Raw genomic sequence first — 12,157 nt, 5'->3', positions numbered from 1 at the left:
GCGGGCGGTCAGCGGCCCTGGCAGGCGTCGACGCGCAGCCAGCGTTCCAGCAGGCGGAAGCCGCGTACCAGCAGGAAGGCGATCACCAGGTAGAACATCCCGGCGGCGAAGAAGATTTCGACCGGCAGGTAGGTGCGGGCAATGATGGTGCGGGCCATGCCGGTGAGTTCCAGCAGGGTCACGGTGCTGGCCAGGGCGCTGGCCTTGAGCATCAGGATCACCTCGTTGCTGTAGGCCGGCAGGCCGATACGCGCGGCGCGGGGCAGCACGATGTGCACCAGGGTCTTGAACTGCGACATGCCCAGCGCCCGCGCGGCCTCGATCTCGCCCGGCGGGATGGCCTGGATGGCGCCGCGGATGATCTCGGCGATATAGGCCGCCGTGTGCAGGGTCATGGTGATGACCGCACACCAGAACGGGTCGCGCAGGTAGGGCCAGAGCGGGCCCTTGCGCACCAGGTCGAACTGGGCGAGGCCGTAGTAGACGAGGAACAGCTGTACCAGCAGCGGCGTGCCACGGAAGAAGAAGATGTAGCCGTAGGGCAGGGCGCGCACGTACCAGTGGCGCGAGGAGCGGGCGATGCCCATGGGCAGGGCGAGGATCAGCCCGGCGACCACGGCGATAGCCACCAGCTCCAGGGTCAGCAGCGCCCCGTCGAACAGGCGCGGCAGGTACTTGATGATCACGTCCCAGTTCATGCCGCGCTCCTCTTGAAGCCGCGTCCGGCGCGTTTTTCGAGCCAGTGCATGCCGATCATCGCGAGGATGGTCAGGCCCAGGTAGATGAAGGCCGCCACCATGTAGAAGGTGAAGGGCTCCTTGCTGGCGGTCACGGCGATCTGCGAGCGGCGCATGATTTCCTCGAGGCCGATCACCGAGACCAGCGCGGTGTCCTTCATCAGGATCATGAACAGGTTGCCCAGGCCCGGCAGGGCGATGCGCCACATCTGCGGCAGGATCAGGCGCCATAGGACGCGCCCGTTGGACATCCCGAGCGCCAGGCCCGCCTCACGGTGCCCCTTGGGGATCGCCAGGATGGCCCCGCGGAACACCTCGGTGGCGTAGGCGCCGAAGCACAGGCCCAGGGCGATGGTGCCGGCGGCGAAGGCCGACAGCTCCAGGCCGGGCACGCCGATCTTCTCGCCGATGGCGCGCATGAGGTTCACGGTGCCGAAGTAGATCAGCAGGACCCAGAGCAGCTCGGGCACACCGCGTACCAGGGTGGAGTAGGTTCCGCCAAGCCACTGCAGCGGCTTTTTGGGGGAAGTCTTGGCCAGGGCGCCGAGCAGGCCCAGCACCAGACCGAGCGACAGCGCGCAGAGCGCCAGCTTGATGGTCATGAGGGTGCCGGCCGCCAGGGCGGGGCCGAATCCGTAGAGGTCGAGGTTCATCTGCAAGGCTACTGCTGGGGACCGGCGCCGCGTGGGCGGCGCCGGTCAGGCGGGCATCAATAGATGCTGAAGGGGAAGTACTTGTCGTTGATCTTCTTGTAGGTGCCGTCAGCGACGATTTCCTTCAGGGCCGCGTTCAGCTTCTCGCGCAGCGGGTCGCCCTTGCGCACGGCGATGGCGATCTTGTCGTTGTCGAACACCGGTTCGCCCTTGAATTCGAAGCCCTTGCCGGCATCGCTCTTGAGCCATTCCCAGTTGACGAACTTGTCGGCCAGCACGCCGTCGAGGCGACCGGAGGACAGGTCCAGGTAGGCGTTCTCCTGGGTGTCGTAGAGCTTGATGTCGACGACGTCGGCCATGTTGTCTTCGAGCCAGGTGCCGGCGATGGTGGCGCGCTGGGCACCGATGACCTTGCCTTTCAGGCTGGCCTTGTCGGTCTTGAAGTCAGCGTCCTTGGGAGCGATGAACTGCAGCTTGTTGGTGTAGTAGGCGTCGGTGAAGTCGACGGCCTGCTTGCGTTCCTCGGTGATCGACATGGAGGCGGCGAGGAAGTCGAATTTCTTGGCGTTCAGGGCCGGGATGATGCCGTCCCAGTCGGAGGTGACCACTTCGCACTCGGCCTTCATCTTGGCGCAGAGGGCCTGGGCGATCTCGACGTCGAAGCCGCCGACCTGGCCGCTGGCGTCGATCAGGTTGAAGGGCGGGTAGGCGCCTTCGGTGCCGATCTTGAGTTTGTCGGCGGCGACGGCGCTGGTCCCGAAGGCCAGGGTGGCGGCAGCGGCCAGCAGGATCTTCTTGTAGTTCTTCATGCGATGTTGCTCCGTGTTTAGCGATTGCTGGACATGAATTGTTTACAGCGCGCCGAGTTCGGGTTCTCGAACACCTGCTGGGGCGTCCCCTGCTCTTCGACCAGGCCCTGGTGGAGGAAGACCACCTCGCTGGAGACCTGGCGGGCGAAGTTCATCTCGTGGGTCACCAGCAGCATGGTCCGGCCCTCTTCGGCGAGCGCGCGGATCACGTTAAGCACTTCTTGTACCATCTCGGGGTCGAGCGCCGAGGTGGGTTCATCGAACAGGATCACTTTAGGCTGCATTGCCAGGGTGCGCGCGATCGCCGCGCGCTGTTGCTGGCCGCCGGAGAGCTGGGCGGGGTAGACGTGGCGCTTGTCGGCGATGCCGACCTTGGCCAGCAGGGCCTCGGCGATCTCGGTGGCTTCCGCCTTGCTCTGGCCGAGCACGCGGCGCGGCGCCTCGATGATGTTGTCGAGGACCGTCATGTGCGGCCACAGGTTGAAATTCTGGAATACGAAGCCGATCTCGCTGCGCAGGCGGTTGATCTGCCGGCTGTCGGCGGCGACCAGTTCGCCCGTGCGGGCGGCTTTGAGCTTGAGCTCTTCCCCGGCGACGATGATCTGGCCCTTGTGGGGGTTTTCCAGCAGGTTGATGCAACGCAGGAAGGTGGATTTTCCGGAACCGGAAGAGCCGAGGATGGAGATGACGTCGCCATCACGGGCGGTAAGGGAGATGCCCTTGAGCACTTCAAGATCGCCGTAGCGTTTGTGCAGGTTGCGGATTTCTAGCGCGGGCGTGGCCTCGGCCATGGGGGTTCCTCTTATTGTTCGGATGCGCTCCGGCTGCGATCGGCCTTCCTGGCGAAGGAGGCCAACCTAGCATAGGCCCCAAGGGGCGCCAAGGGCGGTACTGGCACCGCGCCGGCTCGCTTGTGGGGCTTGTCGCATGGATGCAGTCGATTGTCGCGCAGACGCAAGAAAAGACGGTTTTTGCCTGGGTTCGGCGCAAAGGCGGCGCACCCTACGCGCAAACCCCTGGCAATTCCAGTGCCAGGCCGCTCGTATGCGGGGCGTATCAGCGGGCCTTGCCGCGTCCTTCCAGCAGGCTGGAGACCTTGTCGCGCAACTCGTCGATGGAGAAGGGCTTGGCGATCATGTCCATCTGGGTGGCCAGTTCGCTGCCATCGATGCTGACGATCTCGGCGTAGCCGGTGGCGAACAGCACCCGCAGGCCCGGGCGCAGCTCTCGGGCCACGGCCGCCAGTTCCTGGCCGTTCATGCCGGGCAGGCCGATGTCGGTGAGCAGCAGGTCGATCTCGGTGTCGCTGCGCAGGATCGCCAGGGCCTGCTGGCCGTCGCAGGCCTCCAGCACCTGGTAGCCGAGCTCCTCCAGCACCTCGACCGTGAGCATGCGCACCACGTCGGCGTCTTCCACCACCAGTACGGTTTCGCGGCTGGCGGCTGCCGTGGGCGGCTCGATTGGGTTCTGTGTTTGTTCCGACAAAACGGGACCTCGCGGTAAAAGAAGACTGACACAGGTGCCTTGGCCGACGCTGCTCTGCAGGCGGATCTGGCCTCCGGTCTGTTTGACGAAGCCATATACCATGGACAGCCCCAGCCCGCTTCCCTGACCCAGTGGTTTCGTCGTGAAGAAGGGCTCGAAGGCGTGGCTCAGCACCTGCTCGTCCATGGCCCGCCCGGTGTCGCGGACCTCCAGCAGCAGATGGTCCGCGGCGGCGTCCTCGGCATCTCCCGAGGCAGCCTCCGGGGCGCTGGCGCGGATCAGCAGCCGGCCACCGTCGGGCATCGCCTCGCGGGCGTTGTCCACCAGGTGTTCCAGCGCCTTGCGCAGCTGCTCGGCGTCGCACAGCACGCTGGCGGGCAGCTCCTCCACCTGCAGCTCCAGCTCGACCGCGGGGCCGGCCCGTTCCGCCAGGCGCTGGCGATGCGCCGCGAGCAGGGTTTCCAGGCGTACCGGCTGGATGTCCAGGGCCTGCCGACGGGCGAAGGAAAGCAGGTTGTGGGTCAGCGCGGCGCCGCGCTCCGCCGAATCGGTGGCCGCGTCGATGAAGCGTTCCAGATCACGGCGCGTGTCGTCGGGCAGGCGCCGGCGGATCAGATCGAGGCCGACTCGGATGCCCGCCAGCAGGTTGTTGAAGTCGTGGGCGATGCCGCCGGTGAGTTGCCCGACCGCCTCCATGCGCTGGGCGTTGCGCAGCGCTTCTTCGGTGCGCTGGAGCACCTCGGCGGTGCGTTTTTCCTCGGTGATGTCGTGGCCGTTGCCGTACTGGATGTCGTTTTCCGGGGTGGCACTCCAGGACAGCCAGCGGTAGCTGCCGTCGCGGTGACGCAGGCGGTTCTCGAAGCGCCAGATGCGCTGCCCTTCGGCCAGCGCCTGACGGGTCTTGTCGGTGCTGGGGATATCGTCCGGGTGCTCCAGCCAATGTGTCGTGCGGCCCAGCAGTTCCTCCTCGCTCCAGCCCAGGGTGGCGGTCCAGGCCGGGTTGATGCTGAGCAGGCGCCCCTGCTGGTCGGCGACGCAGAGCAGGTCCTGGCTCAGGTTCCAGATGCGGTCGCGTTCCAGGGTGCGCAAGTGCAGGCGCTGGGCCTCCTCGGCGTGGCGGGCGCTGCGTTGCAGGTCGTTCGCCAGGCTGCCGGCGAGTTCGTCGAGGAAGGCGCTGTAGCGCTCATCCAGCTGCCGACGGGGGCTGATGCCGCAGACCAGGAAGCCCAGCGTCCTGGCTTCATCCTGCTGCTCCGGCAACGGCAGGATGCGGGCACGGGTCACCGCCTCCGGCCAGGGGGCGAGCGGCAGTGCCGTGGCGAGCGTGCAGTCCTGCGCAGGCATGCCGATCGACAGTGCCCAGGGCCCGTCGGCATCGCCCGGGTCGATTGTCGCCGGGGCCAGGGGGCTGTCCGCTTCGAGCCCGCAGCGCATGGCAAGCCGGGCGCTGCGACCGTCTCCGTCGAGGCGGTAGAGCAGGCAGAAGGGCAGGTCGGCGCCGGCCATGGCCAGCATCGTCTGGGCGATCTGGCAGGTTTCGTCGGGGCTGGTGGCGTTGCGGGTACTGTTGCGCAGGTCGCTGAGCAGGCGCGCGCGACGTTTCTCCAGCACCTGCGCGGTGGTTTCGATCACCGTGTTGAACAGCCCCACCGGGCGGCCGTCGGGGCCGAAGATCGGGCTGACGTTGTAGTTGAAGTAGCACTCCTCGACATAGCCGAAGCGCTGCATCGGCAACAGTCCGTCCTCGGTGTGCACGGCGATGCCGGTCTGCATGATGCCGTCGAACATCGGCTCGAGCGTGTCCCAGATGTCCGACCAGGCTTCCCGCGCCGGCCGGCCCAGGGCGGCGGGATGCTTGTCGCCGGGAATCGCGCTGTAGGCATCGTTGTAGAGCAGGTGGTAGTCCCGGCCCCAATAGATGCAGACAGGAAAGCGCGCATTGAGGCCGACGCCGAGGATCGACTTCAGGGGCGCCGACCAGCCCTCCAGGGGGCCCAGCGGCGTGGCGCTCCAGTCGTGGGCGCGTATCAGCGGAGCCATGGCCCCGCTGCTGGTGAGGAAGTCGCCCGCTGCCGCAGGCCCGGCACAAGGGTCCGGCGGCGTCGCCTGCATGGGTTGGAGGGGGCCGTGATGGCTGGCTTCCATGGCATTCATTCGAGGCGCATGCGCGCAATCCGGAACGGGATAACTTTGAAATTGGCGGCCGGAAAAAATTCCCTTTTTCTTGATGAACCTTTTTCCCGCTCCCCGTGTTCCAAGCGGAACCCTGGCACTTGGTGTCGATTGGCCATGTGACGAGGGTGATTGGTTAAAGGGAACGAGCGCATTACCATGCGAAACCCTTCGATATCCCCAATAGATCGGTGATTTTAGGCACCAGGCCAGGGAACCCCAGATGACTCACGAAAATTCCACCGACGAGAAGAGTTTCCGGCGCATTCTCGCCCGCAACGTCGCCCTTCCGCTGGGTGTCGGCGTGCTCGGGGCCATGCTCTTCGTCGCGCTGATTTCCTACCTGCTCTATGTGCTGAGCTGGGTCGAACACACCGATATCGTCATCAGCAACGCCAACGACGGCCTGCGCCTGTCCGTGGACCAAGAGTCGGGCCTGCGCGGCTACCTGATCTCCGGCAATGCCACCTTCCTGCAGCCCTACGAGCAGGCGCGCCCGCGCATCAAGGCGGCCATGACCGGCCTGCGCGAGATGGTCAAGGACAACCCGCCCCAGGTGGAGCGCGTGCGCACCATCGAAGCGCTGCAGGAGGAGTGGGACCGCTTCGCCAAGGAAATGATCGAGCGCAAGCGCAACGGCCTGGACGTGGTGGACACCGTCAGCGAGGGGCGCGGCAAGCAACTGGTCGATGGCATCCGCGAGCAGTACCGCATCTTCATCAACCTGGAGCGCCAGCTGCGCCACGAGCGCAACGAGAAGGCCAGCGATACGGCGATCCTCACCATCGTCCTCTACCTGCTCTTCAGCCTCAGCTTGAGTGGCCTGCTGGCCTATTTCGGGCGCCGCGAACTGCTCTCGCTGTCTTCGACCTACAGCGCCTCCCTGGAGCAGCAGCGGGCCCACAGCGAGCACCTGCAGCGCCAGGCCTGGCTGCGTGACGGCCAGGCGCGGCTCTCCGAACGCATCATCGGCCAGCAGACCCCGCCGGTGCTGGGGCGCAACATGCTGGAGTTCCTGGCCGGCTACCTCGACATGGCCGTGGGCGCGCTCTATGGGCGCGACGAGCATGGCGGCCTGCAGCGCGTTGCCTCCTATGGCTTCTCCCGCGAGCAGGAAGCACGCGAGCAGAACTTCGGCAGCGCCGAGACCCTGGTGGGCCAGGTGGCCATCGAGAAGCGCGCGCGCGTGCTCGATGCCCTGCCGGCGGGCTACATCAAGGTCAATTCCGGGCTGGGTGACGTCGAGCCGCAGTCCGTGCTGCTGGTGCCGACCTTCAGCGATGGCGAGGTCAATGGCGTCATCGAGCTGGGCTTCCTCAGGCGCCTGGAGCCCCGCGACTCCGCGCTGCTGGAAATGATCGCCAGCAACCTCGGCACCGCCCTCGAGGCGTCCCGCTACCGCCAGCGCCTGCAGGCGGTGCTGGAGGAGACCCAGCAGCTCAACGAAGAGCTGCAGGTGCAGCAGGAGGAGCTCAAGACCGCCAACGAGGAGCTGGAGGAACAGTCCCGCGTGCTGCGCGAGTCCCAGGCCCACCTGGAGACCCAGCAGGCCGAACTGGAGCAGACCAACGAGCGCCTCGGCGAGCAGGCCCAGGAAATGGCCGCCCAGCGCGACGACCTGGACGAGAAGAACAACGCGCTCAACCAGGCACGCCTGGAGCTGGAGGCCCGCGCCGAGGAGCTGCAGCGCGCCAGCCGCTACAAGTCCGAATTCCTCGCCAACATGTCCCACGAGCTGCGCACGCCGCTCAACAGCTCGCTGATCCTGGCCAGGCTGCTGGCGGACAACCAGGCGGGCAACCTCAACGAGGAGCAGATCAAGTTCGCCGAGTCCATCTACTCCGCCGGCAACGACCTGCTGAACCTGATCAACGACATCCTCGACATCTCCAAGGTCGAAGCCGGCAAGCTCGACGTGCGTGCCGAGAACTCCAACGTCCAGCGCCTGGTCGAGGGGCTGAAGGGGGTGTTCCAGCCGCTGGCCGACGAGAAACGCCTGGCCTTCCACCTGGAGATCGACGCCGACGCGCCGACCGTGCTCTACACCGACCGCCAGCGCGTCGAGCAGATCCTCAAGAACCTGCTCTCCAACGCCTTCAAGTTCACCGACCAGGGCGCCGTCGGCCTGCGTGTCAGCCGCGCCCAGGGCGGTATCGCCTTCGCCGTCAGCGACAGCGGCATCGGTATCCGCAGTGACCAGCTCGGGCCGATCTTCGAGGCCTTCCACCAGGCCGACGGCACCACCAACCGGCGCTTCGGCGGCACCGGCCTGGGGCTGTCCATTTCCCGTGATCTTGCCGAACTGCTCGGTGGCTCCATCCTGGTGTCCAGCGAGCCGGGCAAGGGCAGCCTGTTCACCCTGCTGCTGCCGGAAACCTACCAGCCCCTTGGCGAGGCCGAGGCCGGCCCCCTGGCGCTGGTCGAGCGCCCGCCGGTGGAACGCCAGGCTCCGCGCCTCGCCCCGCCGCCGGCCCCGGAGGCGCCCCGCGCCGAACCCATCCCCAGCTTCCCCGATGATCGCGGCCTGGCCGAGCTGGGCGGGCGCTGCGTGCTGGTGATCGAGGACGAGCCCAAGTTCGCGCAGATCCTCTACGACCTGGCCCATGAGCTGGGCTACCGCTGCCTGGTGGCCCACGGCGCCGACGAGGGCTACCAGTTGGCCGACGGTCATTCGCCGGACGCCATCCTCCTCGACATGCGCCTGCCGGACGAGTCCGGGCTCTCGGTGCTGCAGCGCCTGAAAGGCAACCCGCGCACCCGCCACATTCCCGTGCACGTCATTTCGGTGGAGGACCTCAGCGAGGCGGCCCTGCACCTGGGCGCCATCGGCTACGCGGTGAAGCCCACCACCCGTGAGCAGCTCAAGGATGTGTTCGGCAAGCTGGAAGCCAAGCTCACGCAGAAGGTCAAGCGCGTGCTGCTGGTGGAGGACGACGCCCTGCAGCGCGACAGCATCGCCCGCCTGATCGGCGACGAGGATATCGAGATCACCGCCGTCGAGTTCGGCGAGCAGGCCCTCGAGCTGCTGCGCAACACGCTGTTCGACTGCATGATCATCGACCTCAAGCTGCCGGACATGCAGGGCAACGACCTGCTCAAGCGCATGGGCAGCGAGGACATCTGCTCCTTCCCGCCGGTCATCGTCTACACCGGGCGCAACCTCACCCGCGACGAAGAAGCCGAGCTGATGAAGTACTCGCGCTCTATCATCATCAAGGGCGCGCGCTCGCCCGAGCGGCTGCTGGACGAGGTCACGCTGTTCCTGCACAAGGTCGAGTCGGAGCTCTCCAGCGAGCGGCAGAAGATGCTCAAGACCGCACGCAGCCGCGACAAGGTGTTCGAGGAGCGACGCATCCTCCTGGTGGACGACGACGTACGCAACATCTTCGCCCTCACCAGTGCCCTGGAGCAGAAGGGCGCGCGCGTGGAGATCGCCCGCAACGGTCGCGAGGCCATCGACAAGCTCAACGAGGTGGCCGACATCGACCTGGTGCTGATGGACGTGATGATGCCGGAGATGGACGGCTACGAGGCCACGCGCCTGATCCGCCAGGACGCACGCTGGGCCAAGCTGCCGATCATCGCCGTCACCGCCAAGGCGATGAAGGACGACCAGGACCTGTGCATGAAGGCCGGCGCCAACGACTACCTGGCCAAGCCCATCGACCTGGATCGGCTGTTCTCGCTGATCCGCGTCTGGCTGCCGAAGCTGGAGCGCATCTGAGATGTCCGAACGCACCCAGGAAATCGAGCTGCGCCTGCTGATCGAGGCGATCTACCTGAAGTACAGCTACGACTTCCGCGACTATTCGGGCGCGTCCCTCAAGCGTCGCGTGCTCTACGCCCTGCGCCAGTTCGACTGCGCCACCATCTCGGCGCTGCAGGAACGCATCATCCACGACGCCCAGGCATTCCACGAGCTGCTGCAGTACCTGACGATCCCGGTCAGCGAGATGTTCCGCGACCCCTCCTACTTCCTCGCGCTGCGCCAGGAAGTGGTGCCCATCCTGCGCACCTACCCCTCCATCAAGGTGTGGATCGCCGGCTGCAGCACCGGCGAGGAGGTGCATTCCCTGGCCATCCTCCTGCACGAGGAGGGGCTGCTGGAGCGCACCCTGATCTACGCCACCGACATCAACCCGCAGTCCCTGGAGAAGGCCCGTCGCGGCATCTATTCCCTCGACGACATGCGCCAGTACAGCGAGAACTATCGCAAGGCGGGTGGGCGCGGGTCGCTGTCGGATTACTACACTGCGGCATACGACGGCGCGCTGTTCGACAAGTCGCTGCGGGAGAACGTCACCTTCGCCGACCACAGCCTGGCGACCGATGCGGTGTTCTCCGAGACCCAGCTGATCTCCTGCCGCAACGTGCTGATCTATTTCAACAAGCAGCTGCAGGACCGGGCCCTGGGCCTGTTCCACGAATCGCTCTGCCACCGGGGCTTCCTCGGCCTGGGTAGCAAGGAGAGCCTGGATTTCTCCGCCTACTCCAGCCGCTTCGAAGCGCTCAACCGCCAGGAAAGGGTGTTCCGCAAACTATGAACGCGCAGAGGCGTGACGCAGTGGTGGTCGGGGCCTCCGCCGGTGGCGTGGAGGCGTTGCTGACGGTGTTCAGCGGGCTGCCCGCCGGCTACGGCCTGCCCCTGGTCTGCGTGCTGCACCTGCCGGAATCCCGTGACAGCCTGTTGGCCGACCTGTTCGGCCGGCGCCTGGCACTGCGCGTCAAGGAGGCCCAGGACAAGGAGGACCTGAGCCCCGGTACGCTGTACTTCGCACCCCCCGGCTATCACCTGTCGATCGAGAGTGACCACAGCTTTTCCCTGAGCCGCGAGGAGCCGCTGCATTATTCGCGGCCCTCGATCGACGTGCTGTTCGAGTCGGCTGCGGACAGCTACCGGGAGCGCCTGGTGGGCGTGCTGCTCACCGGTGCCAACCAGGACGGTGCCGCCGGGCTCGCCGCGATCAAGCGCGCCGGCGGCCTGAGCATCGTCCAGGACCCGGCCGAGGCGCAGGTGCCGACCATGCCCGAATCCGCCCTGGCGACCCACGTGCCCGACTACATTCTTCCGTTGCGCGGCATTCGCGCACTCCTGGCCCAACTGGACCCCTCCCATGCCGACTAGCCAAACGAGCAAGCTGCTGATCGTCGACGATCTGCCGGAAAACCTTCTGGCGCTGGAGGCGTTGATCAAGGGCGAGGGGCGCGAGGTGTACAAGGCGGGCTCCGCCGACGAGGCGCTGGCGCTGCTGCTGGAGCACGAATTCGCCCTGGCCATCCTCGACGTGCAGATGCCGGGCATGAACGGCTTCGAGCTGGCCGAGCTGATGCGCGGGACGGAAAAGACCAAGCACATCCCCATCGTCTTCGTCAGCGCCGCCGGGCGCGAGCTCAACTACGCCTTCAAGGGCTACGAGAGCGGCGCGGTGGATTTCCTCTACAAGCCGCTGGACAACCACGCGGTGCGCAGCAAGGTGGCGGTGTTCGTCGAGCTGCACCGCCAGCGCAAGCTCATGGCCTGCCAGCTGGAGGCCCTGGAGCAGGGCCGCCGCGAGCAGGACGCCCTGCTGGCCGAGCTGCGTGCCACCCAGGCCGAGCTGCAGCGCGCGGTGCAGATGCGCGACGACTTCATGTCCATCGTTTCCCACGAGCTGCGCACGCCGCTCAACGGCCTGATCCTCGACACCCAGCTGCGCCAGATGTACCTGGCCAAGGGCAACTCGGCGATCTTCACCGAGGACAAGCTCAAGGCCATGTTCGATCGCGACGAGCGCCAGATCCGGAGCCTGATCCGCCTGATCGAGGACATGCTCGACGTCTCGCGCATCCGTACCGGCAAACTCTCCATCCGTCCCGAACGCACCGAACTGGGGCGGCTGGTTCGCAACGTCACCGAGAACTTCGAGCAGCAGATGCAGAGCGCCGGCTGCGAGCTCGCCCTGGAAGTGGAGGGCGAGCTGCATGGCGTCTGGGATGCCTTCCGCATCGAGCAGGTGATCAGCAACCTGCTGAGCAACGCCCTGCGCTACGGGCCGGGCAAGCCGGTACGGGTGCGGGTGCGGGCGGACGCGGGCGAGGCCTGGGTGGACGTGATCGACCGGGGTGTGGGCATCTCGCCGGCCGACCAGCGCCGTATCTTCCAGCAGTTCGAGCGGGTCAACGGCTCGGAGAAGATCGCCGGCCTCGGGCTCGGCCTGTACATCTCCGAGCAGATCGTGGCGGCCCACGGCGGTCGCATCGACGTCACCAGCGAGAAGGGCGAGGGCGCCACCTTCAGCCTGGTGCTGCCCCTGGGCTGAGG

9 protein-coding genes are annotated in these 12,157 nt (G+C 66.5%); 4 read left to right on the top strand and 5 right to left on the bottom strand.

Features of this window, described 5'->3' with window-relative positions; all coding sequences use genetic code 11:
• Positions 1-8: 8 nt before the first annotated feature.
• From DMX10_RS08965 to DMX10_RS08945, 5 genes are all read right to left on the bottom strand, one after another.
• Positions 9-698, bottom strand: a complete 690-nt coding sequence (locus tag DMX10_RS08965) for an ABC transporter permease (protein WP_111260757.1) — start codon at positions 696-698, stop codon at positions 9-11.
• Positions 695-1,390 (bottom strand): ABC transporter permease, encoded by a 696-nt coding sequence (locus tag DMX10_RS08960; RefSeq protein WP_111260756.1) that lies wholly within the window; start codon positions 1,388-1,390, stop codon positions 695-697. The genes DMX10_RS08965 and DMX10_RS08960 overlap by 4 nt, the downstream gene beginning before the upstream one ends.
• Positions 1,391-1,446: 56 nt before the next feature.
• On the bottom strand, positions 1,447-2,199 hold the full coding sequence (locus tag DMX10_RS08955; protein ID WP_021218649.1) for an ABC transporter substrate-binding protein: 753 nt from the start codon (positions 2,197-2,199) through the stop codon (positions 1,447-1,449).
• A gap of 17 nt (positions 2,200-2,216) precedes the next feature.
• On the bottom strand, positions 2,217-2,990 hold the full coding sequence (locus DMX10_RS08950) for an ABC transporter ATP-binding protein (protein ID WP_111260755.1): 774 nt from the start codon (positions 2,988-2,990) through the stop codon (positions 2,217-2,219).
• A gap of 265 nt (positions 2,991-3,255) precedes the next feature.
• Positions 3,256-5,724, bottom strand: coding sequence for an ATP-binding protein (locus tag DMX10_RS08945; protein ID WP_158545587.1), 2,469 nt, complete (start codon positions 5,722-5,724; stop codon positions 3,256-3,258).
• 355 nt (positions 5,725-6,079) lie between these two features.
• Here DMX10_RS08945 and DMX10_RS08940 point away from each other — a divergent pair, with 355 nt between their 5' ends.
• The 4 genes from DMX10_RS08940 to DMX10_RS08925 are packed head-to-tail and all read left to right on the top strand — an operon-like array spanning position 6,080 to position 12,155.
• Positions 6,080-9,580, top strand: coding sequence for a response regulator (locus tag DMX10_RS08940; RefSeq protein WP_111260753.1), 3,501 nt, complete (start codon positions 6,080-6,082; stop codon positions 9,578-9,580).
• 1 nt (position 9,581) lies between these two features.
• A complete protein-coding gene (locus DMX10_RS08935) occupies positions 9,582-10,400 on the top strand; it encodes a protein-glutamate O-methyltransferase CheR (RefSeq protein WP_111260752.1) in 819 nt (272 codons plus the stop codon).
• Entirely contained in the window at positions 10,397-10,981 is a 585-nt protein-coding gene (locus DMX10_RS08930; protein WP_111260751.1) for a chemotaxis protein CheB, read from the top strand. Before DMX10_RS08935 ends, DMX10_RS08930 begins: the two co-directional genes overlap by 4 nt.
• Positions 10,971-12,155, top strand: a complete 1,185-nt coding sequence (locus tag DMX10_RS08925; RefSeq protein ID WP_111260750.1) for a hybrid sensor histidine kinase/response regulator — start codon at positions 10,971-10,973, stop codon at positions 12,153-12,155. Before DMX10_RS08930 ends, DMX10_RS08925 begins: the two co-directional genes overlap by 11 nt.
• Positions 12,156-12,157 lie beyond the last annotated feature (2 nt).

It is taken from the genome of Pseudomonas sp. 57B-090624 (assembly GCF_003234055.1).
GTDB classification, from domain to species: domain Bacteria; phylum Pseudomonadota; class Gammaproteobacteria; order Pseudomonadales; family Pseudomonadaceae; genus Metapseudomonas; species Metapseudomonas tohonis.
This window is presented reverse-complemented; position numbering and strand designations above follow the sequence as displayed.